This window comes from Actinomadura sp. J1-007, from assembly GCF_009793335.1.
Classification (GTDB): Bacteria; Actinomycetota; Actinomycetes; order Streptosporangiales; family Streptosporangiaceae; genus Spirillospora; species Spirillospora yumaensis.
In genome coordinates, this window is record NZ_WING01000001.1 from 6,718,998 (window position 1) to 6,744,148 (window position 25,151).

At 74.6% G+C, this 25,151-nt stretch carries 16 protein-coding genes and 2 pseudogenes; 11 read left to right on the top strand and 7 right to left on the bottom strand.

Annotated features, from left to right (window positions below; genetic code table 11):
* The first annotated feature begins 554 nt into the window (after positions 1-554).
* From GEV43_RS30505 to coaE, 5 genes are all read left to right on the top strand, one after another.
* Positions 555-1,694, top strand: a complete 1,140-nt coding sequence (locus tag GEV43_RS30505) for a polysaccharide deacetylase family protein (protein WP_160823627.1) — start codon at positions 555-557, stop codon at positions 1,692-1,694.
* A gap of 267 nt (positions 1,695-1,961) precedes the next feature.
* The gene (gene rpsA / locus GEV43_RS30510) at positions 1,962-3,452 is read left to right on the top strand and encodes a 30S ribosomal protein S1 (RefSeq protein ID WP_160823628.1); all 1,491 of its coding nucleotides are present in this window, start codon (positions 1,962-1,964) and stop codon (positions 3,450-3,452) included.
* A gap of 477 nt (positions 3,453-3,929) precedes the next feature.
* Positions 3,930-5,891: an endonuclease/exonuclease/phosphatase family protein gene (locus tag GEV43_RS30515; protein WP_241683102.1), complete on the top strand. Its 1,962-nt coding sequence runs from the start codon at positions 3,930-3,932 to the stop codon at positions 5,889-5,891.
* A gap of 37 nt (positions 5,892-5,928) precedes the next feature.
* Entirely contained in the window at positions 5,929-6,420 is a 492-nt protein-coding gene (locus GEV43_RS30520) for a GNAT family N-acetyltransferase (protein WP_160823630.1), read from the top strand.
* Positions 6,421-6,433: 13 nt separating this feature from the next.
* Entirely contained in the window at positions 6,434-7,033 is a 600-nt protein-coding gene (coaE, locus tag GEV43_RS30525) for a dephospho-CoA kinase (protein WP_160823631.1), read from the top strand.
* Between the two features lie 90 nt (positions 7,034-7,123).
* Here the strand turns inward: coaE and GEV43_RS51460 are convergent, their stop codons facing one another.
* Together GEV43_RS51460 and GEV43_RS56425 are read right to left on the bottom strand one after the other, a co-directional pair.
* Entirely contained in the window at positions 7,124-11,308 is a 4,185-nt protein-coding gene (locus GEV43_RS51460; protein WP_375539064.1) for a pentapeptide repeat-containing protein, read from the bottom strand.
* 1,325 nt (positions 11,309-12,633) lie between these two features.
* A pseudogene (locus GEV43_RS56425) lies at positions 12,634-12,981 on the bottom strand (toll/interleukin-1 receptor domain-containing protein); the annotation flags it as partial.
* A 67-nt stretch (positions 12,982-13,048) separates the two neighbouring features.
* Here GEV43_RS56425 and GEV43_RS30535 point away from each other — a divergent pair.
* Positions 13,049-14,293 (top strand): SLC13 family permease, encoded by a 1,245-nt coding sequence (locus tag GEV43_RS30535; protein WP_309239917.1) that lies wholly within the window; start codon positions 13,049-13,051, stop codon positions 14,291-14,293.
* Positions 14,294-14,323: 30 nt separating this feature from the next.
* Here GEV43_RS30535 and GEV43_RS30540 read toward each other — a convergent pair whose 3' ends face one another.
* From GEV43_RS30540 to GEV43_RS30550, 3 genes are read right to left on the bottom strand one after another with little or no spacing between them, the layout of a single operon-like run.
* Complete coding sequence (locus GEV43_RS30540) at positions 14,324-15,241, bottom strand: inositol monophosphatase family protein (protein ID WP_160823633.1); 918 nt, start codon at positions 15,239-15,241, stop codon at positions 14,324-14,326.
* The gene (locus tag GEV43_RS30545; RefSeq protein ID WP_175250164.1) at positions 15,238-16,029 is read right to left on the bottom strand and encodes a hypothetical protein; all 792 of its coding nucleotides are present in this window, start codon (positions 16,027-16,029) and stop codon (positions 15,238-15,240) included. Before GEV43_RS30545 ends, GEV43_RS30540 begins: the two co-directional genes overlap by 4 nt.
* Positions 16,029-17,042 carry a hypothetical protein gene (locus GEV43_RS30550; protein WP_160823634.1) on the bottom strand — a complete coding sequence of 338 codons (1,014 nt, stop codon included), beginning with the start codon at positions 17,040-17,042 and terminating at the stop codon, positions 16,029-16,031. Before GEV43_RS30550 ends, GEV43_RS30545 begins: the two co-directional genes overlap by 1 nt.
* A gap of 311 nt (positions 17,043-17,353) precedes the next feature.
* Here GEV43_RS30550 and GEV43_RS30555 point away from each other — a divergent pair, with 311 nt between their 5' ends.
* The 4 genes and pseudogenes from GEV43_RS30555 (at position 17,354) to GEV43_RS30570 (ending at position 22,518) form a co-directional block, all read left to right on the top strand.
* Positions 17,354-18,511: a sensor histidine kinase gene (locus tag GEV43_RS30555; RefSeq protein WP_160823635.1), complete on the top strand. Its 1,158-nt coding sequence runs from the start codon at positions 17,354-17,356 to the stop codon at positions 18,509-18,511.
* Between the two features lie 171 nt (positions 18,512-18,682).
* Positions 18,683-20,799: pseudogene (gene uvrB / locus GEV43_RS30560) on the top strand (excinuclease ABC subunit UvrB).
* A gap of 41 nt (positions 20,800-20,840) precedes the next feature.
* The gene (locus GEV43_RS30565) at positions 20,841-21,974 is read left to right on the top strand and encodes an ADP-ribosylglycohydrolase family protein (RefSeq protein WP_175250165.1); all 1,134 of its coding nucleotides are present in this window, start codon (positions 20,841-20,843) and stop codon (positions 21,972-21,974) included.
* Between the two features lie 16 nt (positions 21,975-21,990).
* Positions 21,991-22,518 carry a GNAT family N-acetyltransferase gene (locus GEV43_RS30570; RefSeq protein ID WP_160823636.1) on the top strand — a complete coding sequence of 176 codons (528 nt, stop codon included), beginning with the start codon at positions 21,991-21,993 and terminating at the stop codon, positions 22,516-22,518.
* A 56-nt stretch (positions 22,519-22,574) separates the two neighbouring features.
* On the opposite strand, the gene GEV43_RS30575 is transcribed toward GEV43_RS30570, so the two are convergent.
* Together GEV43_RS30575 and GEV43_RS30580 are read right to left on the bottom strand one after the other, a co-directional pair.
* Positions 22,575-22,946, bottom strand: a complete 372-nt coding sequence (locus tag GEV43_RS30575; protein ID WP_160823637.1) for a peptidase inhibitor family I36 protein — start codon at positions 22,944-22,946, stop codon at positions 22,575-22,577.
* Positions 22,947-23,323: 377 nt separating this feature from the next.
* Positions 23,324-23,869, bottom strand: a complete 546-nt coding sequence (locus GEV43_RS30580; RefSeq protein WP_160823638.1) for a hypothetical protein — start codon at positions 23,867-23,869, stop codon at positions 23,324-23,326.
* Between the two features lie 193 nt (positions 23,870-24,062).
* On the opposite strand from GEV43_RS30580, the gene GEV43_RS30585 reads away from it, so the two are divergent.
* Complete coding sequence (locus GEV43_RS30585; protein WP_160823639.1) at positions 24,063-25,142, top strand: SGNH/GDSL hydrolase family protein; 1,080 nt, start codon at positions 24,063-24,065, stop codon at positions 25,140-25,142.
* The last annotated feature ends 9 nt before the right edge of the window (positions 25,143-25,151 follow it).

The window sequence follows — 25,151 nt, forward strand, 5'->3', positions numbered from 1 at the left end:
GACCCCGCCCCGCCGGTCCGCCGTGCCCCGCGACCGCGTGATGCGCTGTGCCCGGGCCAGACTCGTCCCGCTGGGCTCAGGTCCCGGTCCGTCCCGCCCCGCCGTGCCCTGCAACCGCGTGATGCGCTGCGCTCGCTGTGCCCGTGCCGGGCTTGGGTCGCGGGATGCCGGGTCGTTGCGTCGCAGGGCGCGTTCGCCTCCGGCTGGCGCGTTCGCCTCCGGCTGGCGCGTCCGCCTCCGGCTGGCGCGTCCGTCGTGGTGCGCTGCGTTGCCGCCTGTCCCCGCTCTGGCTGCGCGCTCTGGGCGCGGCTTTGCCGGGTGCATGGGCCGTCAGCCAAGGCGGGGCCGGGGCGGGCGCGGTGCCTTCCGCGGACCTGCGGGCGTCACGGAGGGGAGGCACATGGGTGTAAGGGGTGAATGTTCGATGGCGGGTACAGGGTGCTTGTCCGCCGATGTCGGACGCGTCGTACGCTGTCCATGGCCGCGTCCGCCGAGGGTTCCGCGCTCTCGCGGCGGCGGCCGTCCCGCTCTCCGTGAAGACCGACGGGAGGACCGTGCCACTCCTTCACAAGATCGCCGGCGTCGTCGTGGTGTGCGCCGTGATCCTCGGGCTCACGCTCCCCGGAGCCCGCCGGGGCCGGGACGGCGGGGCGTCCGCGAGCCGCGCCGGGGCCGAGAGCCGGACCGGGCCGAGCCCGAGCGCGTCGCCGCGCAGCTCCCGCGCCGACGCCCCGAGGAGCGGGTCGCCCTCCCCGTCGGCGAGCGCGTCGGCCACCGCGACGCCGACCGCGCCGCTCGCCCCCGCCGCCCCCGCGGCCGCGGCGGTCAAGGCCAACGAGCTCGGCGAGATCCCGGTGCTCATGTACCACCGGATCCTGAAGAAGCCCGAGCTGTCCCTCGACCGTTCGACGAAGGAGCTGCGCGACGAGCTGACCCGGCTCGCCGAGGAGGGGTACGTCCCGATCACCGCGGCGGAGTTCGTCGGCGGACGGTTCGACGTGCCCGCGGGCAAGCACCCCGTCGTGCTGACCTTCGACGACAGCACCCCCGGGCATTTCGGCCTGGACGCGCAGGGCAATCCCAAGCCCGACACGGCCGTCGGGATCATCGAGGACGTCGCGCGGCGCCACCCCGGCTTCCGGCCGGTCGCGACGTTCTACCTGAACGACGACCTGTTCGGGCTCGGGCCGCAGGCGGCGGCCGGGCTCCGGTGGCTCGTCCAGCACGGGTTCGAGATCGGCAACCACACCGTCACCCACCCGGACCTGTCCAGGATGGCCAAGAAGAAGGTCCAGGACGAGATCGGCGGGATGGAGGGCAGGATCCTCTCGCTGACCGGGCAGCACACGACCACGTTCGCCTACCCGTTCGGGGCCGTGCCGAAGAAGCGCGAGTGGGCGCAGCGCCGGGACGGCCAGTACGGTTTCCAGGGGGTCTTCCTCGCGGGCTGGAAGCCGTCGGAGTCCCCGTACGACAAGGACTTCGACCGGTGGGCGATCACCCGGGTGCGGTCCGAGGGCAAGATCAGGGAGAACGACTGCAAGAAGTTCTGCTCGACCGCCTGGCTGGACGAGCTCGACGACCACCCGGCCCAGCGGTACACCTCCGACGGGGATCCGGGCACGATCACGTTCCCCGGCAAGGAGAAGCGGCGGCTGGACGAGCGGTACCGTTCCATGGCCCGCGTCTACTGACCCGGCGGCTCCGGTCCCGTTCTCCCGGGACGGTGCCGCGCCGTCCGGATTGACCACGCGGTCCTGGTCCCATATCCTGATCGCTGCGCTGTGGGTCTGCGCGCGCTTCGGACGGAGCAGGCTCGCGCTCGGTCAGGTCGTCGACATCGGTTCGGTGCAACGACGCGGTTCATCGCCGCGTTCCATTCCGGTCCTCGGCAGGGCGGATACCGGCCCTCCGCGCATCGCCAGACACCTACTATGTCCGTATCCGGAGCCAGCCGACACATGACGAGCAGCACCGAGGCCACCTCGACCACCCCGCAGGTAGCGGTCAACGACATCGGATCCGAGGAAGCCTTCCTCGCCGCGATCGATGAGACCATCAAGTACTTCAACGACGGCGACATCGTCGAAGGCACCGTTGTCAAGGTCGATCGAGACGAGGTCCTCCTCGACATCGGCTACAAGACGGAAGGTGTCATCCCCTCCCGTGAGCTCTCCATCAAGCACGACGTCGACCCCAACGAGGTCGTCACCGTCGGAGACCACGTCGAGGCCCTCGTCCTCCAGAAGGAGGACAAGGAAGGCCGTCTGATCCTGTCCAAGAAGCGCGCGCAGTACGAGCGCGCCTGGGGCACGATCGAGAAGATCAAGGACGAGGACGGCATCGTCACCGGCACGGTCATCGAGGTCGTCAAGGGCGGTCTCATCCTCGACATCGGGCTGCGCGGCTTCCTGCCGGCGTCCCTGGTCGAGATGCGCCGGGTCCGCGACCTGCAGCCGTACGTCGGCCGCGAGCTCGAAGCCAAGATCATCGAGCTCGACAAGAACCGCAACAACGTGGTCCTGTCCCGCCGCGCCTGGCTGGAGCAGACCCAGAGCGAGGTCCGCCAGACCTTCCTCAACACCTTGCAGAAGGGCCAGGTCCGCAAGGGCGTCGTGTCCTCGATCGTCAACTTCGGCGCGTTCGTCGACCTCGGCGGCGTGGACGGCCTGGTGCACGTGTCCGAGCTGTCCTGGAAGCACATCGACCACCCCTCCGAGGTCGTCGAGGTGGGCCAGGAGGTCACGGTCGAGGTCCTGGACGTCGACATGGAGCGCGAGCGCGTCTCCCTGTCGCTCAAGGCGACCCAGGAAGACCCGTGGCAGCAGTTCGCCCGCACCCACCAGATCGGCCAGGTCGTGCCGGGCCGCGTCACCAAGCTGGTGCCGTTCGGCGCGTTCGTCCGGGTCGAGGAGGGCATCGAGGGCCTGGTGCACATCTCCGAGCTGGCCGAGCGCCACGTGGAGATCCCCGAGCAGGTCGTCCAGGTCGGCGACGAGATCTTCGTGAAGATCATCGACATCGACCTCGACCGGCGCCGGATCAGCCTGTCGCTCAAGCAGGCCAACGAGTCCGCCGCGGGCATCGAGGAAGAGGACTTCGACCCGACGCTCTACGGCATGCCCGCCGAGTACGACGAGCAGGGGAACTACAAGTACCCCGAGGGCTTCGACTCGGAGACCGGCGAGTGGCTCGAAGGGTTCGACGAGCAGCGCGAGACCTGGGAGCGGCAGTACGCCGAGGCCCGCTCCCGCTTCGACGCGCACCGCAAGCAGATCGAGGAGGCCCGCAAGGCCGAGGCGGAGGCCGACACGGCGCCCGCTCCGGCCAGCACGGGCGGCGGCGGCGAGACCTCGTACTCCGGCGGCGGCGAGTCCGAGTCGGGCGGTGGCGCGCTGGCCACCGACGAGGCCCTGGCGGCGCTGCGGGAGAAGCTCTCCGGCGGTCAGTGACACGACGCCCGTCCCGGGGCCGGCGACCGGCCGGTCCCGGCGGGCGCCCGCTGACCACCCGCGCGCCGCTCCCGCGGCGGGGCCGTCCGCCTCGGACGGTTCCGGCGCGGACGGCGCGCGCGGCGGCCGGTGAAAAACCATGATCACGGCCGGAGGCCGATCCCCTGGGATCGTCCTCCGGCCGTGACCTGTTTCTCCCCGCGAATCCAGACACGCCCGCACGGTCCGCGCGCGATCCGCGCGGTCATGCGGCAGGCTGTACGGGTCGCACGGAACCGCCGCGCGGCCGTGCCCGCCTTCCGCGGCGGCACGCCCCGCACGGCGGCCCGCAGCGGAGCCGCGACCCCACGGGGCCGAGACCCACGGAGTCGCGGATCCGCGGCACGGGGCGCGGCACCGGCACGACCCGCGGCGCTCCGTACGTCCCGTCCGCCCCCGCCCGTCCCCCAGCACGTCCCTCCCGGGAGCATTCGTCAATTGGCCAGCACAGACGCCAGCACACACGCGGGAACGAGCCGCGGCGGCCACGCCGCGCCCGGTCCCTCCATCGTCCCGCAGGGCCCGGCCCGGCTCGCGCTGATCGCGATCACGGTGGCGGTGCTCGCGCAGACCCTGCGCTTCGCCCTGCCCCAGCTCGACCACTTCGCCGACACCGCCGGGACCGGCGCCGCCGCCGCGGTCGTCATGGTGATCTTCCTGGCCGGGTTCGCGGCGCCGCTGATCCGCCGCGCGGGCGGCCCCCGCGCGCTGCTGCTCGCCGGCGTCGGCGGGCTGTTCGCCGTGCGGCTGCTCGCCCAGGTCCTCACCCCGCAGACGTGGCTGGCGCTGGTCGGCACCGCCGTCGGCATGATCGCGGTCGCGGCCCTGTACGAGGGGGCGCGCGGCCTGTCGGGCGTCGGGTTCGCCACCGCGACCGTCGCCGGGCTCGCCGCCGACAGCGCGGTCCGGATGGCGTTCGCCACCTGGGACCCGGTGTGGCGCACCGGGATCTTCCCCTGGCTGGTGTGCCTGGTGTGGGTCGGGCTCGGCGCCGCGGCCCTCTACCGTGAGCTGGCGTCCGGGCCGGTGGCCGCGCCCGGCCTGTCCTGGCGGGACGCGCTCGGCGCCGCCGCGTTCGGACCGTTCCTCGCCCTCCAGGTGCTGGTGCTGTCCAGCCCCGCGTTCGTCGCGTCGTCCGGATGGCGGTCGCTGACGGCCGCGCACGTCATCGTGGTCGCCGGGCAGGGCCTCGCGCTCGCGTTCCTCGCGTCCGGCCTCGCCGTGCGGGCCGTCCCGGGCGGGGTGTGCGTGCTCGGCGGGACGCTGCTCGGCGTCGGCGCGGGCGCGATCGCCGGAACGTACGCGATCTCCGGCATCGAGGTGGTGCCGATCGTGATCGTCGGGCACGTGCTGTCGGCGTGGCTGCTCGCCGTCGCGTGCCGGGCGCCGCTGCGCCGCGCGGGCACCGGCGGGCCGGTCTGGCGGGTGGACGTCGGCGCGGCGACGGGCGGGCTGCTCGTCGCGGTGATCCTCGTGCCGTACCAGATCAGCGCGATCCAGCCGTTCCCGCTGCCCAACAACGTGCTGCCCGGCCTCGCCGGGATCCTGCTCGGCGCGCTCGCCGCGATCGCGGCCGCCCGCGGCGGGCCGCTGCCCGCCCGCGCGCCGCTGCGCGCGCTGACCGCCGGCGCCGCCGCGCTGGTCCTGCTGCTCGGCACGCTGGTGTTCACGATCGCCGGGCCGGACGGCAAGGCGAAGGCGGGCCCGGCGCCCGGCCGGGTGCGGGTGATGAGCTACAACATCCACGACGCCGTCGGCCAGGAGGGCCGCCTCGACCCCGAGAAGGTCGCCGAGACGATCGAGGGGCAGCGCGCCCAGGTCGTCCTGCTCCAGGAGGCGAGCCGCGGGTCGCTGCTGTCCGGCACGACGGACGTGGCGGTGTGGCTGTCGCGGCGGCTCGGCATGACGCTGCTGTGGGGACCGGCCGCCGACCAGCAGTTCGGCAACGCGATCCTCACCTCGCTGCCCGTCCGGCGGTCCGGGACGGGCCGGATGCCGAAGGGCGACTGGTCCCAGATCCGCGGGTACGTGTGGGCGCGGCTCGGCGTCGGCTCCACCACGATGGACGTGTGGTCCACGCACCTGGAGGGCGGCCGCGACCAGGGCAAGGAGCGCGAGCGGGAGGTCGCGGCGCTGCTGCGCGCGTGGGGCGGCGCGCCCCGCACGATCATCGCGGGCGACTTCAACGCCGCTCCCGACAGCGACGAGATCGGCCGGATGCTCGACTCGGAGATGCGCAGCGCGGCGCTCGGCGGCGACGCGTCGCCGACCACCCCGGACGGCGCCCGGCTCGACTGGGTCTTCGGGACCGACGACCTGCTGTTCTCCGACTACGAGGTGCCGCGCTCGAAGGCGTCCGACCACTATCCCGTCGCGGTGACCGTCCGGATCGGGCGGTGAGGAGACCGCCGCCCGCCGCGCCGCTAGTGTCGTCGGCATGAGCGAGACGGTGGTGATCGAACCGGCGGTTCCGGACGACGCCGGGGAGATCCTGACCGTGCAGCGGGCGGCGTACGTGTCGGAGGCGCAGCTCTACGGCGACCCGTTCATCTCGCCGCTGGTCGAGTCGCAGGAGCAGATGCGCAAGGTGCTCTGCGGCGACGCGGTGACGCTGAAGGCGCTGCTGGGCGGCCGGATCGTCGGTGCCGTACGGGCGCAGTTCAGCGAGCACACGTGCCTGATCGGGCGGCTGGTCGTCGCGCCCGACGTGCAGGGCAGGGGCGTCGGGGCGCGGCTGATGCGGGAGCTGGAGCGGCGGGTCGCCGGGCGGGCCGACGCCTGCGTGCTGTTCACCGGCCACCTGTCGGAGGGCAACCTGCGGCTCTACCGCAGCCTCGGCTACACCGAGACGCACCGGGAGCGGGTCGCGGCGCACCTGACGTTCGTGCACATGCGCAAGCCCCTCGTGGCCGAGGCCGCGCCGTCCTGAGTACGGTGGGCCCGTGCTGAAAGTGGGACTGACGGGCGGCATCGGCTCGGGCAAGAGCGAGGTGTCGGCGCTGCTGGACGAGCGCGGCGCCCTGATCATCGACGCGGACCTGATCGCGCGGGAGGTGGTCGAGCCCGGCACGCCGGGCCTCGCCGCCGTCGTCGCGGAGTTCGGCGAGGAGGTGCTCCTCCCGGACGGGGGCCTCGACCGGGAGCGGGTCGGCTCGATCGTGTTCGCCGACGCCGACCGCCTCGCCGCGCTCAACGCGATCGTCCACCCGCTGGTGGGGGAGCGGATGGGCGAGCTGATGGACGCCGCGCCGAGCGGGGCGATCGTCGTCTACGACGTGCCGCTGCTCACCGAGAACGGCCTGGCCGCGATGTACGACGTCGTCGTGGTCGTGGACGCGCCCGTGGAGACGCAGCTCGACCGCCTCACGTCCCGCCGGGGCATGACGGAGGAGGCGGCGCGGGCCCGCATCGCCGCGCAGGCGTCCCGCGAGGACCGCCGCGCCATCGCCGACCACGTGATCGACAACTCCGGCTCCCTGGACGACCTCAAGACCCAGGTCGACGCCCTCTGGGAGGACCTCACCCGCCGCGCGCCCGCATAGCCCGCCAGGGCCGGTGGCCGCCCGTTCCGCCGGGCCCTGCCGCCCCGCCCCGGCCAGCGCGTGCGGCGCGCGGCGTGCCGGGGGGGCGGGTCAGAGGTCGGCGTCCTGGGCGGACTGGCGGACCTCGGGGAGGTACGGGTCGAGTTCGCCCGGCTCGAAGCGGCACATGCCGACCGCGTACCAGAACTCCGACGTCGCGTTGCCCTCCCACTTGTAGCGGCCCTCGGGGGTGAGGGCCGCCCAGCCCTCCGCGAGGCCGAGGAGGGTGGCGCGGCGGGCGGGGGCGGCGCGGTCCGCGACGTCCCACAGGATGATCGCGCCGTCGTCGCCCGCCGTGGCGAGCAGCCTCCCGGACGGGTCGAACGCCGCGGACCAGACGCGGCGGGTGTGGCCGGTCAGGGCGTGCAGGTGGCGGCCCGTGCGGGGGTCCCAGAGCCGGACGACCAGGTCGTCGCCGGCGGTCGCGAGCAGCGTGCCGGACGGGTCGAACGCGGCGGTCCACAGGCGTCCGGAGTGCCGGGTGAGGGTGTGCAGCGTCTCGCCGGTCGCGAGGTCCCAGATCCGGGCGGTGCCGTCGTTGCTGGCACTGGCGAGCAGCTCGCCGGACGGGGAGTGCGCCACCCGGTAGACGCGGTCGGTGTGGCCGCTCAGCGTCATCTCGCGGGCGCCGGAGCGGGCGTTCCAGATGCGGACGAGGCCGTCGTCGCAGCCGGTCGCGACGCGCGTGCCGCCGGGCCCGAAGTCGATGGAGCGGACCCGGCCGCGGTGGTCGGCGAGGTTGACGATCTCGCGGCCGGTCGTCCAGTACCAGAGCCGGACGCTGTCGTCGTCGTTGGCGGTCGCGAGGACGTCGCCGGTCGGGTCGAACGCCTGCGCCCACACGTGGTCGGTCTCGACGTTCAGCTCGCGCTCGAACGTGCCGCTCGCGGGCTGCCACAGGTGCACGCCGCCGTCGTTGGTGGCGGTGGCGAGCTGCCCGCCGCGCGGGTTGAACGCGGCGGAGGTGAGGTTGTCGGCGACGCCGTGCAGCTCGCGGAGCAGGCGGCCCGAGCGCGGCTCCCAGAGCCGGACGAGGCCGTCGTTGCCGCTGCTCGCCAGCATCGCGCCGTCGGGGCTGAACGCGACGCCGGTGACGCGCCGGCCGTGGCCGCGCAGCACGACGCGGGACGCGCCGGTCTCGGCGTCCCACAGCCGCGCGGTGCCGTCGTTGGAGGTGGTGGCGAGCTGCCCGCCGTCCGGGCGGAACGCGAACGGCCAGACCGCGCCGCGGTGCCCGGCGAGTTCGAGGCGCTGGCGGCCGGTGGCGGGGTCCCACAGCCGGACGGATCCGGCGCTGTCGGCGGTGGCGAGGCGTCCGCCGTCGGGGCTGAACGTCGCCTGGTAGATGGCGCCGCCGTGGCCGCTGAGGACGGCGCTGGTGCGGTCGCCGTCCCACAGCCGCACCTCGCCGTCGGTGTCGCCGGTGACCAGCGGCGCGCCCGTCGGGTGGAACGCGATCGCGTAGACGCGGCCGGTGTGGCCGAGGAGCTCCTGGCGGATCTCGCCGGTGCGGATGTCCCAGAGCCGGACGACGCCCGCCTCGTCCCCGGCGGCGAGCAGGGAGCCGTCCGGGTGGAACACGGCGCGGAACACCGCGCCCCGGTGCCCGGTCAGCTCGCGCTGGAGCGCGCCGGTGGCGAGGTCCCAGACCCGCAGGGTGCCGCCCGCGTCGCCGGTGACCATCAGCGGCGCGCCGGGGGCGAACACGGCGGTGTAGACGGGCGCGGTGTGGCCGCGCAGCTCGTGCAGCGGCTCGCCCGACGCGGCGTCCCACACGCGGACGACGCCGTCGGCGGCGCCCGCCGCGACGAGCGCGGGGCCCTCGCCCGTGCTGACGACGACGGGCCACACGCCGTCCGGGTGGACGGTGAAGGCGTGCAGGCCGCGGCCGGTCGCGAGGTCCCAGACGCGCACCGTGCCGTCCGCGGAGCCGGTGGCGAGCAGGTTGCCGTGCGCGTCGAACACGACGGCGTAGGCGCGGTCCTGGTGGCCCTGGAGCGTGCGGAGCGGCAGGCCCGACACGGCGTCGCAGACGAGCACGCCGCCGTCCTCGCTGCCGATGGCGATGACGGACCCGCCGGGGCTGTAGGCGAGCGGCTGCGGCAGGCGGCTGGTCTGGAAGTGGAAGCCGTACGGGACGCCGACGGCGGCCGGGGCGACCTGGATGTCGACGGGGCGTCCCGGCGCGATCGCGGCCTCGCGCAGCTCCGGCGCGGACGCGACGCGGTCGGGGAGCGCGGCGTCGATGAGCGCGGCGCGGGTCCAGCGGGACCCGTCGATCGCGACGTCCCGCAGGTCGGCGCGGGCGAGCCGGGCGCGGGACAGGTCGGCGTCGCGCAGGTCCGCGCCCGCGAGCCGCGCCTCGTCCAGGCGGGCGCCCGCGAGGGACGCGCCGCGCAGCACCGCGCGGGACAGGTTGGCGCCGACGAGCTGCGCGTCGGTGAGGTCGGCGCCGCTGAGGTCGACCTCCTGGAGGTCGCGGTACGACAGGTCCTCGCCGGCGAGCTTCGCGCCGCGCAGGTCGGTGCGGGCGGGCGTGCGCAGCCGGGTGGTGATCCGGATCGCGTTGGCGCGCGCGACGTCGTCGGCCCCGGGGTCGGAGAGGACGCCGGCCGCCCACTCCTGGCAGGCGCGGGTGTCGGCGAGGTCGCACAGGAAGTCGACGGTGAGCTGCGACAGCGCCCGCCGGGTGAGCGCGGCGGGGTCGGCGCCGCGCGCGAACTCGTCGGCGATGTGCCGGGCGACGAGCCACTCCATCACCGACGCGTGGATGAACCCGAACAGGCCCTCCTCGGTGCGCACCAGCAGGCTGCCCGCGCCGACCGCGTGCGTGACCTGGTGCGGCGACAGGCGGCCGTCGGCGAGGCCGGTGAGGGCGTCGGCGACGTCGGCGAGCTCGGCGAGCCTCAGGTACGGCTCGTTGCTCTCCCACAGCCGCAGCGCGAGCGTCCCGACGGCCTGCCACAGGTCGTCGGCGGCGAGGCCGGACGGCCCGCCCGCCTGCCGGACGCGGCCCGCCTCGTGCGCCAGCCAGGACGACAGGATCTCGCGGTAGAGGTCGGCGGGGCTGACGGTCGTGCGGGCCCGCGCGACGGCGCGCAGGCGGTCCTCGGGCAGGTCGGCGATGAAGCTCAGCATCCGCGGGTTGGAGGTGAGGCCGAGCAGCTCCTCGATGCCCGACAGCGTCCGCAGCCGCGCGTCGGCGGCGTCCTCGTCGCCGTACCGGTTGACCAGGTACGAGCGGACCTGGGAGGGCGCGAACTCCTCCAGCGACAGCACGCGGCGGTGCGGCAGCACGCCGACGCGCTCGCCGAGCGCCGTCAGCACCTGCGCCTGCGACTTGAAGTGCTGGGTCCGGCTCGCCACGACGATCTTGGCCTTGTCCCGGGCCGCGCTCAGCAGCGTCTCCAGGTGGTCGGCGGCCTGGTCGTAGGTGACGCGGGTGACCAGCTCGTCGAACCCGTCGAACAGCAGCACGATCCGGCCCTGGCGCAGCATGTAGTGGAACGCCTTGAGGTCGATCAGCTCCTCGCCGTGGTTGGCGAGGTGCGCGGCGACCAGGCCGTCCACCGAGTGCGCCTTGTCGAGCGCGCGCAGCTCGATCAGGATCGGGATGATGTGCGGCAGCTCGGCGGGGATGCGGCGGGCCAGCTCGCGCAGCGCGAACGTCTTGCCGCGCCCGAAGTCGCCGAGCAGCAGCAGGAACCGGCCGTGGTCGGCGGCGAGCAGCTTCAGCATCTCGCCGACCGCGTCGTCCTGGACGTCCACGCCGCCGCGGTCGACCTCGCGGAACCGCTGCGGGACGTACAGCGACGGCGGGTAGAGGCCGCCGGACGCGAGCCGTCCCGTCTGCGCGGTCACGTAGTCGGACAGGTCGAGCAGCCCCTGGAACTCGGTCAGGCTCCGCACCCGGATGCCGCGCCGCAGCGCGTCGTCGCGGAGCGAGCGCGGCGGCGTCGGCCCGACGTAGACCAGCTCGGAGCCGTGGTCGGAGCCGTCGGCGTGCACGTGCCGGGCGAACGCGTCGACGTCGGCCTCGGTGACCTGCCCGACGTGCGCGCCGATCCGGTACTGCCGGACGAACCCGTCCTCCAGGTGGGTGAGCAGCAGGTGCGGCGGGTCGGTCCCGCCGTCGGCGCGCGGCGCGGGGACGACGCGGCGGATGTTGGCGCGTTCGAAGCGGGTCTCGCACGCCTCGGTGAGGCGGTCGAGGAGCTGCCCGGTCGGGTCGGGCACCGGGTCCACCGCGCCGCCGGGGGACGCCTCGCCCGCGGGGCCGAGCGCGGGCTGCGGCCCGGTCGCCCGCGGCTCGGCGGGGGCCTCCTCGGGGGGCGGCGGGAACGTTCCGCCGACCTTGGCCCAGGCGCGTTCGACGCGCTCGGGGCCGCGCCCGGCGGCGGCGTGGCCGGGGATCCAGCGCTCCATCCCGTCGCGGCGCAGCACGACGACCTGGTGGCGTCCGGGCCGAGCGCCGGGACGGACGGGACGCCGGACGGCAGCACCGGGACGTCGCCGTACTCGGACCCGGTGCCCTGGAAGAAGAGGTTGACGTGGCCGCCGAGGAGGTCGTCGACCGTGTCGGGGTCGCGGAGCGCGCCGGGCTCCCCGGCGACGGGCGAGTGCTCGACCGCCCCGAGCCGGAGCCAGCCCTCGTCCTCGAAGTGCCGGAGCCGCTCGGTGAACCACGCCGCCTGCGCCCGCCCGACCTGCCCGTACCGGTCCTCCTCGCGGTGCGTCTGGGGCAGCGTCGAGTTGAGCCCGGCGACCACGACCTTCAGGTCGGGGACGGGGAACAGCGTCCACGGCTGCGCGCTGTCGAAGATCAGCGCGTCCAGGCCCTGGTAGAGCTCCTTGAACAGGCCCGCGAAGTGCCGCCACTTCGGCCAGTACGGAGGCTGCGGGTCGATGTCGTCGGCCTCGCAGCTGGAGAAGTACGCCTGGGACGCCGCGCGGGTCACGTCGTGCGTGCCCGGGACGATCACGACCCGCTGCGCCTCCAGCCCGAGCAGCGCCCGCAGGCTCGTCAGGAACGCCAGCGCCTCGGCGAACTCCTTGCGGCTGCCCGAGTGCGTCAGGTTGCCCGTCACGACGAGCAGGTCGGGCCGGGGGACGCCCGAGTCGGCGAGGCGCGTCACATCGCTCCAGACGCGGTCCTGGAGCTCGGTCGCCGTCGTCGGCTCGTCCGGCTCGGCGAGCGTCCGCCCGAACCGCGGCCCCGAGACGTGCAGGACGCTGAGGTGCTCGCGCGGCTCCCGGCCCGCCGCGTCGCCCGGCGGGAACGCGGGCGCGGCCACCGGGGCGCGCCGTACGGGCCGTTCCCCGGTGGGCTCGGGCAGGGACGGCGCGGGCCGCGCCGGCTCCGCGCCCGCGCGGGCGCCGCCCTCCACGCGGCCGACGAGCGGCTGCGGGCCCGTCCCGCCGCCGGGCGCCGAACCCGGGAACCCGGGGCCGTCGAGCGGGCGCGCGTGCCCGGCGAGGGCCTCTCCGACGCGCCGCATCAGCAGCTCGCGGGCGTCGTCGGGGTCGGCGACGCCGACGAGGTCCACGTACGTGATGGTGGACAGCAGGCCGTCGATCGGGCAGTCCTCGATCCGCACCGTGACGAGCTTGCGCGCCGGGTCGTCCGGGTCGGCCCGCAGCGCCGCCATCCACTCCATCCGCCCGTACCTGGACTTGAGGTAGTTGCGCGACAGCACCGCGACGACGACCTTGGCCTCCGACAGGCCCCGGTCCATGAAGTCGATGAAGTTGGTGCCGGGGACGAAGTCCCACGCCTGCATCATCGTGCGGTGCCCGGCGGCTTCGAGCTGCCACGCGATCCACGACGCCCACCGTTCGTCGGCGGGGGAGTAGCTGATGAACAGATCGGTCGGGCGCTCCTGACGCGAGCGGTCGCCGGGGGATGTCATGCCGCCAGTATCGCGCGCGGGAACGGCGCGCCGTAGGGGGCGCGGCGCGTTATGGGATCATGTCGCGGTGGCTGACCCCGGCACCCTCCTGCGGCGCGCGGCGAGCGCGACGGCGCGCGGCGCGAGGTCGTTCGGCGTGCTGGACCGGATCCGGATCGGGCTGCTCGCCCTCGGGCTGCTGTTCGTCGCGACGGGCCTGCTGCCCGCCGCGGACGCCCGCGCGAGCCTCGACCGGATCGCGCCGCTGCTGCTGTTCCTGTTCGCCGTGATCGTGCTCGCCGAGCTGACCAAGGAGGCCGGGGTCTTCGACGCGATCGCGCAGCGCATGGCGCGGGTCGGGCGCGGCGACTACGCCGCCCTGTTCCTGCTGTGCGTGGCGTTCGCGGCGGTCAACACCGTCTTCCTCAACCTCGACACGACCGCGGTCCTGCTCACCCCCGTCATGCTCGCGCTCGCCGCCAGCGCCCGCGTCGCGCCGCTGCCGCTCGCGATGACGACGGTGTGGCTCGCCAACACCGCGAGCCTCCTGCTGCCGGTGTCGAACCTGACCAACCTCCTCGCCGCCGACCGCGTCGCCCTCCAGACCGGCGCGTTCGCCGCCCGGATGTGGGCGCCGCAGCTCGCCGTCCTCGCCGTGACCATGGCGCTGCTGTGGGCGTTCTTCTGGCGGCGCGGGATGCGCGGCGCCGACCGGTACGACCCGCCGCCGCCCGCGCCCGTCCGCGACCGCGTGCTGTTCTCGGCGACGGGCCTCGCGTGCCTGTTCTTCATCGCGGCGATCCTCGCGGGCGTCCACAACGGCCTCCAGCTCGGCGTGGTCACCGCCGCCGCCGCGCTCATCGCCGTGGCCGCGTTCGCCGTGCGGGACCGCTCGGCGCTGCGGCCCGCGCTGATCCCGTGGCAGCTCATGGTGTTCGTGACGGCGCTGTTCCTCGTCGTCCCGACCCTCGAACGGTACGGGCTCGACGACGCGATGCGCTCGCTCGTCGGCACCGACGACGGGCTCGGCGGGGCGCTGCGGGCCGCGTTCGCCGGCGGCGGCCTCGCGAACGTCCTCAACAACCTGCCCGCCTACGTCGCGGGCGAGTCGGCCGTCCCCGCGGGCAACCGCGACCAGCTCCTCGCGCTGCTCATCGGGACGAACGTCGGGCCCGTCATCACCCCGTGGGGGTCGCTCGCCACGCTGCTGTGGTTCGAGTGGTGCCGCCGCTGGGACGTGAAGGTCCCGATCGGCAAGTTCCTGCTCACCGGGACGGCCCTCGCCGTCCTCGGCACCGCCGCCTCCGTCGGTGCCCTCCTGCTCACCGGCTGACCGGCGGGCCGTCCGCCCACCGGGCTGCGGTCAGAAGGCGAGGCGCACGCCGGGGCCGTCGCCGGGGAGGTGCTCGGCCGAACGGGTCGTCTCCAGCAGGCGGTCGAGCATCGCCGGGCGGGCCGCGACGAAGCTGAGCTCGGCGGGCGAACGGTCGATGCCGAGCTCGTACGGGCCGCCGTCCAGCCGCCGGAACTCCGCGCCCGCCTCCGCCGCGAGCAGCGCCCCGGCGGGCAGGTCCACCAGCTCGGGGCGGTAGCCGACGATCCCGTCGATGTCGCCGCGCGCGAGCATCGCCCACCCGACGAGCGGCGCCCACGGTTGCAGCAGCCGCCCGCACCGCATCTCCAGCATCGACCGCAGGGGGAACGCCACCGGGTCCGCGCGCCCGACCTGGTGGCCCTGCGTCCACGCGAGGACGGGGTTGTCCTCCCGGCCCGGCCGCAGCCCCTCGCCGATGCGCAGCGGCGCGCCGTCCGGGCCGGTCGCGCCGCCGCCGCGCAGCGCCGACCAGGTGCGCCCGCTGACCGGGTCGTGGACGACGCCGAGCAGCGGCGCAGAGTCCACGCACAGCGCGATCCCGACCGCGTAGACGGACATGCCGATCGCGACGTTGTTCGTGCCGTCCAGCGGATCGACGAGCCACACCGGCGCGTCGCCCGCCGCGCCTCCGGCCGCGCCCTCGACCAGGCCCGCCTCCTCCGCGATCACCCGGTGCCCCGGGTAGGCGCCGAGGATCCGCCGCAGGATGACGTCCTCGGCGGCGGTGTCCAGGTCGGTGACGACGTCGGCGCCCTCGCCCTTCGGACGGGCCTCGACGGGCTCGTCCACGCCCGCGCGCAGCAGGTCGCCGGCCGCCTCGGCGGCGTCCACCGCGAGCGCGCGCGCCGCGTCGAGGTCCAGGTCGAGGTCGGGGGGAAGGGCCGCTGGCGGGGTACGGGTTCTCATGGACCTCTCCGGTCGCGTTCGGCTGTCCGCCCGGCGGCGCCGGGCTCAGCGGCGCGCCGAGCGGCGGCGCCGCCCGTACGCCTCGGCGGATGACGGCGGATCGTCGGGCCTGTTCCCGCGCGCGCGGGGAACAGGGCGGGGAACTCGGCGGCGATGCGGCGGGACGCGCGCAGCGCCGCGCGGGCGGCGTCGTCGGGATCGCAGCGCGCGCGGCGCACGCGGTGCGTCGCGGCGGACAGCGGCCCGAGCGACAGGTCGCCGCCGCCCGGCGACCGGCGGCCGAGCGCGACGGTCGCCGCGTCCTCGCCGCCCTCGATCAGCGTGCTGTGGAACACCCCCGCGGGCAGCGTGTACGACTCGCCCGTGCGGTGCGCGGCCGACGGCCCCTCGGCGAACCGGACGCGGCTCGGCGTCGCCTGGAGCTCGTCCACGCCCTCGCGGCTGACGACCTCGAACACCCGGTGCGTCGCGGCGTCGTCGGGCGCGACGTCCATCCGCACGTTGCGGACCGTCCCGTACAGCACGAAGCTCAGCAGGTCCCAGCTGTGGCAGTGCACGGGGGAGGTGGTGGACGGCATCGGCCGCACCTCCGGGGTCCAGATGTGCAGGCACACGCCGAGGTCGCCGCTGCGCTCCACCGGCAGGCACAGGAACCCGAGCGGATGCCGCACCGCCGGGTGCGCCGCCCGGCCCGCCGCCGCGTCCGCGAGGACCCGGCGCGCCCAGGACGGCAGCGTCCCCGCCGCCGTCCCCCCGGCGATCGCGTCGCGGATCTCGTCGTAGCGCATCACTCGTACGGGTCCTTCGCCCGCAGGGCCTTGCGGATGATCTCGATGACGTCCCGGTCGGTGTAGCCGGACGCCAGCTCGACCCCGATCACCTCGAAGAGCTTGCGGACCTCCTCGACGGTCGGCTCGTCGTCCAGCGGCGCGAGCCGCGCCTGCTCGACCGGGACGCGGCGCGCCTGGTCCAGGCTGGTCTGGAGCTCGGCGCTGACCCAGCCGTAGTAGAACTTGCCGCTGTCGACGACGAGCGCCTCGCCGCGCGGGTCGTCGCGGGTCACCACGACCCGGGACGCCGCGAGGTCGTAGCGCAGCGTCGTCATCGTCCGGGCCAGGCCGATGTCGATGTCGAGCATCCCGAACCGCTGCTTGTGCCAGCACGCCGCGAGGATCGTCGCGTACGCCTCCTTGCGGGTGCGCTCCAGCGTCCACGGCTCGCCGGTGGCGTCGGGGCCGTCCGACACCGAGCGGCGGTGCCGGGCGTACGCCTCGCAGACCTCGACGTGCGTCGGGTCGATGATCTCGATGCGGAACAGCAGCGTGCGGCGCTCGCGCCGGGCCGCCGCCACGCACTCGGGCAGCGTCTTCGCCCGGATGTAGGTGCCGGTGCCGCCCTTGAAGAACCAGCGGTCGGTCTCGCGGCGCGCGTCGGCGAGCACCCGCGCGACCTCCGCGCCGCTGATCACTCGCACCACCGTGGTCTCGTCGAGCGCCCGCTTGGTGTCGGCGACGACGCCCTCGAACCGCTCGATGTGGGCGAGCTTGTCGCTCAGCCCGTCCAGCGTCGCCGACGACGCCCGCAGCGTGTCGCGGACCTCCGCCTCGACCGGCGCGCGCCGCCCCCGGTCGCGCAGCACCGACGTGGCGAGCAGGCCGATCACGGCGAGGATCGCGCTGTTGATGATGTCGCGCTCGTCCGGCAGGTTGACGCCGATGCCGAGCACGGCCACGACGACGGCCAGGATCAGCGCGATGGCGGCGTCGGCGTTCTTCCCGAACCAGATCGCGAATCGGCTCATGGTGTGCGGTTTCCCCGTCCTTGTCGGCGCCGTCATCGTAACCACCGGCCGCCCGGCCCGGCCACCGTGCGTACGCCCCCGCAGGTCGGAGCGTCGCGGCGCGCGAACCCCTGCCCCGCAAGGGCTCCGCGCGCGTCCGGCGGCCGCCGGGACGGGGGTTCGGCGGGCGCCGCGGCCGGAGTTCGGCGGCGTCCGGCGGACCTCCGGCGGGGCGTCCGGCGGGCGGCCGGGCCGCGTTGGCCCAGCACCGGGCGGTGTTTCGCGCGTCACGCCGCGGACCATGCGCGCGGGAGCGGCTATAGGCTCCTGCCATGCACCTGGGTGCCCGGTGGTCGGCGGCGTGGCCGACGGGACGCTCCCGCGCGCTGGACGTCTCCCTGGCCGCCGGGACCGCCGTCGTGGACGCCGTCCTGATGTGGTTCTCCGACCAGCGGTTCTGGCTGCCGCCCCCCGCGGTGTCGGCGGCGAGCGTGGTGCTCGGCCTCGCGCTGGTGGTGCGGCGCGGCCATCCCGTCGGGCTCACGCTGTTCATGCTCGTGTGGGCGACGGCCCTCGGCGCCGGCCTGTTCGCCGTGCTGATCACCCTGTACTCGCTCGGCGCGTACGCCGCGTCCAAGCGGACGGTCTGGACGCTCGCCGCCGCCGGCTACGCCTCGTTCCTCGTCTTCCCCGGCCCGACGATCAGGGACGACCCGTTCCTCGCGCAGGCGTTCTTCGGGATCACCGTCATGATCGTCCCGGTGCTGCTCGGGCTCTACATGGGCGCGCGCAAGCAGCTCTTCGCGTCCCTCCAGGAGCGGGCCGCCCGGCTCGAACGCGAGCAGCACCTCCTCACCGAACGCGCGCGCGGGGAGGAGCGCACCCGCATCGCCCGCGAGATGCACGACGTCGTCGCCAACCGCGTCAGCGTCATGGTCGTCCACGCGGGCGCGCTCAAGGCGATCGCCCGCCGCGACCCCGAGCGCGCGGCCGAGACCGCCGGGGTGATCGGCGACATGGGCCGCCAGGCGCTGGAGGAGCTGCGGCAGGTGATCGGCGTCCTGCGCCAGGGCGAGGAGGCCCTGGCGCAGGACGCCCCGACGCTGACGCACGTCCGCGAGCTGATCGGGCAGTCCGGCGCGGCCGGGCTCAGGGTGGAGCTGTCGGTGGAGGGCCGCGAGCGGCCCATGCCCGCCGCCGTGAGCCGCGCCCTCTACCGCCTCGTCCAGGAGGCGCTGACCAACGTCCACAAGCACGCGGGCGCCGCCGACACCCGGATCGACCTGCGGCTGCTGCCCGAGGCGGTCGAGGTCGAGGTGGCCAACGACGCCCCGCCCGCCGCCCCCGACCACCGCCTGCCGAGCGGCGGGAACGGCCTGGTCGGCCTCCGCGAGCGCGTCACCGGCCTCGGCGGCCACTTCGAGGCCGGCCCCGGCGAGGAGGGCGGCTACGCCGTCCGCGCCCGCCTGCCCCTGCCCGCCGGCCCCTGACCCGCCCGCGCCGCCCCGTGCGCCCCGTCCGGCCCGGTGTGCCGCCTGACCTGCGGGAATGTTCGGGCGGCCGAGGTTGTCGTACCCCCTGCATAGAGTGGGGTGTGCGGGCCGCGTCGGGCCCGCCGGCGGGCCGGGTGCCGGCCGCCGGGAACGTCAGGGGAGAACGAGATGCGGCCGATCACCGATCTGCGGCGCAGGGTGGCGCCGTTCGAGGTCGTCACCGAGATGACGCCGTCGGGCGACCAGCCGCAGGCGATCGCCGAGCTGGCCGAGCGCATCCGGCGCGGCGACGACGACGCGGTGCTGCTGGGCGCCACCGGCACCGGCAAGACCGCCACGATCGCGTGGCTGGTCGAGAAGCTCCAGCGCCCCGTCCTGGTCATGCAGCCCAACAAGACGCTGGCCGCCCAGTTCGCCAACGAGCTGCGCGAGATGATGCCCGGCAACGCCGTCGAGTACTTCGTGTCGTACTACGACTACTACCAGCCCGAGGCCTACATCCCGCAGACCGACACCTACATCGAGAAGGACTCCTCGATCAACGACGAGGTCGACCGGCTCCGCCACTCGGCGACCAACTCGCTGCTCACCCGCCGGGACACGATCGTCGTCGCGTCGGTCTCCTGCATCTACGGCCTCGGCACCCCGCAGGAGTACGTCGACCGCATGGTCCGCCTCCAGGTCGGGCAGGAGGTGGAGCGCGACGACCTGCTCCGCCAGCTCGTCGGCATGCAGTACAGCCGCAACGACCTGGCGTTCACCCGGGGCACGTTCCGGGTCCGCGGCGACACGATCGAGATCATCCCGCAGTACGAGGAGCTCGCCGTCCGGATCGAGATGTTCGGCGACGAGATCGAGAAGCTCGCCACCCTGCACCCGCTGACCGGCGAGGTGATCACCGAGGACGAGGAGCTCTACGTCTTCCCCGCCTCGCACTACGTCGCCGGGCCCGAGCGGATGGAGCGCGCGATCCGCGACATCGAGGCCGAGCTGGAGGAGACCCTCGCCGCGATGGAGCGCCAGGGCAAGATGCTGGAGGCGCAGCGGCTGCGCATGCGCACCTCCTACGACGTCGAGATGATGCGCCAGGTCGGCGCCTGCTCCGGCATCGAGAACTACTCCCGCCACATCGACGGCCGCGGCCCCGGCACCGCGCCCAACACCCTCCTCGACTACTTCCCCGAGGACTTCCTGCTCGTCATCGACGAGTCGCACCAGACCGTCCCGCAGATCGGCGCCATGTACGAGGGCGACGCGTCCCGCAAGCGGATGCTGGTCGAGCACGGGTTCCGGCTGCCGTCCGCGATGGACAACCGGCCGCTCAAGTGGGAGGAGTTCCTGGAGCGCATCGGCCAGACCGTCTACCTGTCCGCGACGCCCGGCCCCTACGAGATGAACCGGGTCAAGGGCGACGTGGTCGAGCAGGTCATCCGGCCGACCGGCCTGATCGACCCCGAGATCGTCGTCAAGCCCACCAAGGGCCAGATCGACGACCTCGTCCACGAGATCCGGCTGCGCACCGAGCGCGACGAGCGGGTCCTGGTCACCACCCTCACCAAGAAGATGTCCGAGGACCTCACCGACTACCTCCTCGAACTCGGCATCCAGGTCCGCTACCTGCACAGCGAGGTCGACACGCTGCGCCGCATCGAGCTGCTGCGCGAGCTGCGCTCCGGCGAGTTCGACGTCCTGGTCGGCATCAACCTGCTGCGCGAGGGCCTCGACCTGCCCGAGGTGTCCCTGGTCGCGATCCTCGACGCCGACAAGGAGGGCTTCCTGCGCTCCGAGACGTCCCTGATCCAGACCATCGGGCGCGCGGCCCGCAACGTCTCCGGCCAGGTCCACATGTACGCCGACACGGTCACCCCGTCGATGCAGCGCGCGATCGAGGAGACCGGGCGGCGCCGCGCCAAGCAGCAGGCCTACAACACCGAGCACGGCATCGAGCCGCAGGCGCTGCGCAAGCGCATCGCCGACATCCTCGACTCCCTCGTCCGCGAGGACGCCGACACCGAGACCCTCATCGGCGGCGCCGGACGCCAGCAGAGCCGCGGCAAGGCGCCCGTCCCCGGCCTCGGGTCCCGCGCCAGGGAGGCCGGACGGCACGCCGCCGACCTGGTCGGCGAGCGCCCCGCGAGGAGCTGGAGTCGCTCATCGAGCAGATGACCGAGCAGATGCACCAGGCCGCCACCGACCTCCAGTTCGAGCTGGCCGCCCGCCTCCGCGACGAGATCAAGGAGCTCAAGCGCGAGCTCCGCGAGATGAAGGAGGCCGGCGTCAAGTAGCCGCGCGCCGCCGCCGGCGCAGCCGCCGCTAGCGTGTTGCCATGCCGCCGTCCGCCGCGCCGCCCGACCCCGACCGGATCCTCGGCTGCCTGCTGGCCGGGGCCGTCGGCGACGCCCTCGGCGCCCCCGTCGAGGCCATGTCGCTGGCGGCCATCCGCGAACGGCACGGCCCGTACGGCGTCGCCGGCTACACGGGCCCCGCGCCCGGGGCGATCAGCGACGAGACCCAGCTCACCCTGTTCACCGCGCAGGCCCTCGCGCAGGCGTCCGTCCGGGCCCGCGCGCGGGGCATCGGCGGTGCGACGCTCGGACTGCTCCAGTCGGCCTACCTGGCCTGGGCCCGCGGCCAGGGCGAGCCGATCCCCGAGCAGCCCTCGCTGTCTCCCGGACGGCTGGCGTCCGTCCCCGCCCTGATGAGCCGCCGCGGCCCCGGCCGCGCCACGCTCGCCGCCCTCCGGAAGGCCGCGGAACGCCAGAAGCCCGGATGGCCCCTGGGCAAGGTCGATGAGCCGATCAACGGCTCGAAGGGCTCCGCGGGCGTCGTCCGCGCCGCCCCGTGCGGCTTCGGCTTCCCGGGCGTGAAGGGCACGTTCACCCTGGGTTGCGAGGCCGCCGCCCTGACCCACGGCGACCCGAGCGGGCAACTCCCCGCCGGGGTCCTCGCCGCCGCCACGGCGTCCCTGGTGCGGGGCGCCGACCTGCCCGCCGCCCTGGACCTGGCCGCGGCGGAACTGCTGCGCCGCCCGCACCACCGCGAGACCGCGGCCGCCCTCGACGCCGCGATTGCGCTCGCCCGTACCGGCCCGCCGTCACCCGAACGCCTCGAATCCCTCGGCCGCGGCTTCACCGCCCCGGAGGCCCTCGCCATCGGCGTCTACGCGGCCCTCTGCGCCGAGTCCGCGGGCGGCGGCGCGGAAGAGATCGGACGGCGCGGCCTCCTCATCGCCGTCAACCACTCGGGCGACAGCGACTCCACCGGCTCGGTCTGCGGCAACCTCCTCGGCGCCCGCCACGGCTCGCGCGCCGTCCCCGCCGGATGGCGCGACGCCTTGGAGGTGGGCGCCGCGGTCGCGGACCTCGCCGAGGTCTGCGCGCTGGAGTTCGGCCCGAACCCGCCGGCCGACGAGTGGGGCGAGCCGCCGATGTCCTGGCACATGCGCGTCTTCGGCTCCTGAGCCGTACGATCGCGGAATGGACCCCGCATTCGAGCCGCGCCCGGCGCGGCCGGGAGACCTGCCGCTGCTCCCCCCGATCGAGGAGGCGGCGGACGGGCTGTTCGCGCCGCTCGGGATCGTGTTCCCGCCCGGCGACCCCGTGGTACGGCTCATGATCGACAACGGCGGCGACATCCTCGTGGCCGGCGACCCGCCGATCGGCTTCGCGGCCGTGGACGAGCTGGACGGGGCCGTCCACCTGGAGCAGATCGCCGTCCACCCGGACCACGTCCGCAAGGGCGTCGGCACCGGCCTGCTGCGCGCCGTGCTCGCCCGCGCCGCCGCCGGCGGCTTCCCGGGCGTCTCGCTGCTCACGTTCCGCGACGTCCCGTGGAACGCCCCCTGGTACCGCGCGCACGGCTTCGCCGAGCTCCCCGAGGACCGCTGGGGCAAGGGCGTCCGGAACCTCTGGAACGCCGAGATCGACGCGGGCCTGCACGACCTCGGCCCGCGCCTCGTGATGTGGCGCCCCACCGGCCCCCGACCCGTGCCGGGCCGCACGTGAACGGCCGGGAGCGCCGCCTTGCCGGCCCGGCTCCCGGCTGCTCTCCGGTGGTGGGGTCAGCAGGGTTCCCGGCGGACCGAGCGGGCGCCGAACCCGAGGTCGCGGACGGTCGCCGACGGGCTGATCTGGTGGTGCCTGCCCTGGAAGGACGGCTTGCTGTAGAGGCACCAGGTCGAGTCGGTCTGGTTCTTGGCGGAGCGCACCGGGGCCGGGAGGGGCGTCTGGGTGTGGAAGAGCAGGTGCAGGGTGCCCTGGCCGTCGGTGCCGTTCCACGCGCACAGCGCGGCGAGGCGCAGGCACGGGATCGCCTCGGCGGTGCCGGCCACGGAGGGGGGCGGGCCGAGGATGATGGACGCGGGCAGCGACAGGGCCGCGGCGGCGATGGTCACGGTCGCCGCCCCGGGCATACGGTCGAACGGGTTCTTCACGGCTTCTCCCTCTGCTCGGACCTGCGAAGTACCGCAGTTATAGCGGAGGGTCGCCTGATGGCGACAGTGTGTAGCCGGTAGTGAAGTGGAGCCTCGCGGGTGCGTCAGGGGTGGCGGACGCGGGCGACGAGCACGCCCCGTCGCCGTGCCGGCCTCCATGCCGGCGTGCGCATGCCGTACCCGGTGCGAGCCGTCGTACTCCTTGCGGCCGGGGGTGGACGGGCGGCCGGTCGCGTCCGCGATCCGCCGGGACGGCGTGACGGGCGGGCAGGACGCCGCGCCGCCGTACGGGCTGGGGCGGACGCCGGCAGGGATGTAGCCGTTCGGCTAGAAGTCCGTGAGGGGCGGCCGTCCCGCGGCATGTCCGTGAAGCGGTCTCAGTCCTGGAACAGGACGGTGTAGGCGGAGTCGTACGGCCCGGCGGCGTCCTGGTGCCGCGCGATGGGCCGGAAGTCCGGAACGGTGCGCGCCGCGCAGGCCCGCAGCCGGGCGAGGGCCTCCTCGGCGGTCGGGGGGACGGCGCCGAGCAGGGCCAGGGCCCGGTCGCGCCTGGCCGGATAGCCGGGGTCGTGCTCGATCAGCTCCGCCTCCAGGTCGGCGGGGGAGTGGCCGTTCCCGAGGTCCCGCCAGTACGGGTGCGCGGCGATCAGGGCGAGCGCCTCGGCCAGGTCGGCGGCGATCAGCGCGGCGCCGCCCTCGGAGTCGGCGTACAGGACGGGCCGCGCCGTTCCCGGCTCGCCGCACAGGAAGAACGTGCCTCCGGCGCCGTCCCCGGCGATCGGCGCCAGCGGCGCTCCGGTCGGGAGGCGCAGGTCCTCGACCGGGTCGCGGCGTTCGAGGTCGAAGTCGCCGGGCCAGGCGAGGAAGCCGGAGAGCTCCCGGTCGGCCCCGATCCGGAGGAGAAGGTCGTCGGCGGCGTCCATGCCAGGACCCTAGTGTCCGTCCGGCGGTGGTGCGCCCTGGAATGACCGGGGGTCGAGGTGGGCTTGAGAAGTATCGTGAAGCCTTTGGCGCAGGGGCTTCCGGCGTTCCCCGCGGAGTTATGTGATCTACAATGTAAAGGCGGGAACCTGTGGCGTTCCAGAGACGTCTGCCCATGCGGGAGAGGGGAGGACGATGACGGATCCGCGGTCGTGGCCGAGCGCGCTGAACCGGCGGCTCGGCGCGGTGGGGGACCGGCTGGGCCAGCGCGGGATCGCCGGGATCGTCCTCGCGTTCCTCCTGCTGCTGGGCGTCGTTCCGCTGGTGGCGATGCCCGCGGTGCGGTGCGAGGTGTTCGGGAGCGGGTGCCGCAAGCCGGCTCCGGAGGTGCGCGCCGACCCGGTCGCCAAGCAGGAGGGCCGGGCCCTGACGCCCGTGGAGGTCGCGACCCGGGGCGCGTACGTCGCGCTGGGCGACTCGTACTCGTCGGGCGTCGGCGCCGAGGCGAGCCTCTCCGACCAGAACCCGTTGGAACGCTGCCACCGGACGTCGAAGGCGTACTACCACGCCGTCTCCAAGGCGTTCCCGTTCGCGGGCGGCAGCTCGTTCTGGGCCTGCTCGGGCGCGACGACCGAGGACGTGCGGAAGGGCAAGGACGGCGAGCCGCCGCAGCTCGGCCGCCTGAACGCCGGCACGAGCCTCGTCACGATCAGCATCGGCGGCAACGACGTGGGCTTCTCCAAGATCCTCACCGGGTGCGTGGTGAAGCTGCCGTGGAGCAAGAGCTGCGAGGAGCAGGGCCGCGACATCGCGGGCCGGATGGCGACCCTGCGCCAGACCCTGCCCGCGCTCGTCGACGAGATCGTCGACCGCGCCCCCCGCGCCCGCGTGATCATGATGGGCTACCCGCGGGCGTTCTCCGAGGTGGACGGCGCGGACGGCGACAACATCACCCTCCAGGACCAGCGCTTCCTCAACGCCCGCGCGCACGAGCTGGGGGAGCTGATCCGCCAGACGGCCGCCGAGGCCGACGCGCGGATCGTGTCCGAGCGCGGCCTCGGCAGCGTCGAGTTCGTGGACGCCTACAGCGCGTTCGCCGGGCACGAGGTCGGCAGCTCCGACCCGTACATGAACGGCCTCGGGGTCAGCCTGTCGGCCCTGTCCGCCGAGCCGCGCAGCTTCCACCCCACCGTCAAGGGCCACGAGGCGCTGACCCGCCTGTTCGTGGACCAGATCAAGAAGGGCCCCGGCCGCTCCCTGGCCCAGCCCGCCTGACCGCCGCGC

Excerpts from the sequence above, each read along its gene's own strand:
- rpsA (WP_160823628.1), top strand. The coding sequence starts at position 1,962 with ATGACGAGCAGCACCGAGGCCACCTCGACCACCCCGCAGGTAGCGGTC.
- GEV43_RS30520 (WP_160823630.1), top strand. The coding sequence starts at position 5,929 with ATGAGCGAGACGGTGGTGATCGAACCGGCGGTTCCGGACGACGCCGGG.
- GEV43_RS30540 (WP_160823633.1), bottom strand. The coding sequence starts at position 15,241 with ATGAGAACCCGTACCCCGCCAGCGGCCCTTCCCCCCGACCTCGACCTG.
- GEV43_RS30545 (WP_175250164.1), bottom strand. The coding sequence starts at position 16,029 with ATGCGCTACGACGAGATCCGCGACGCGATCGCCGGGGGGACGGCGGCG.
- GEV43_RS30550 (WP_160823634.1), bottom strand. The coding sequence starts at position 17,042 with ATGAGCCGATTCGCGATCTGGTTCGGGAAGAACGCCGACGCCGCCATC.
- GEV43_RS30555 (WP_160823635.1), top strand. The coding sequence starts at position 17,354 with ATGCACCTGGGTGCCCGGTGGTCGGCGGCGTGGCCGACGGGACGCTCC.
- GEV43_RS30565 (WP_175250165.1), top strand. The coding sequence starts at position 20,841 with ATGCCGCCGTCCGCCGCGCCGCCCGACCCCGACCGGATCCTCGGCTGC.
- GEV43_RS30570 (WP_160823636.1), top strand. The coding sequence starts at position 21,991 with ATGGACCCCGCATTCGAGCCGCGCCCGGCGCGGCCGGGAGACCTGCCG.
- GEV43_RS30580 (WP_160823638.1), bottom strand. The coding sequence starts at position 23,869 with ATGGACGCCGCCGACGACCTTCTCCTCCGGATCGGGGCCGACCGGGAG.
- GEV43_RS30585 (WP_160823639.1), top strand. The coding sequence starts at position 24,063 with ATGACGGATCCGCGGTCGTGGCCGAGCGCGCTGAACCGGCGGCTCGGC.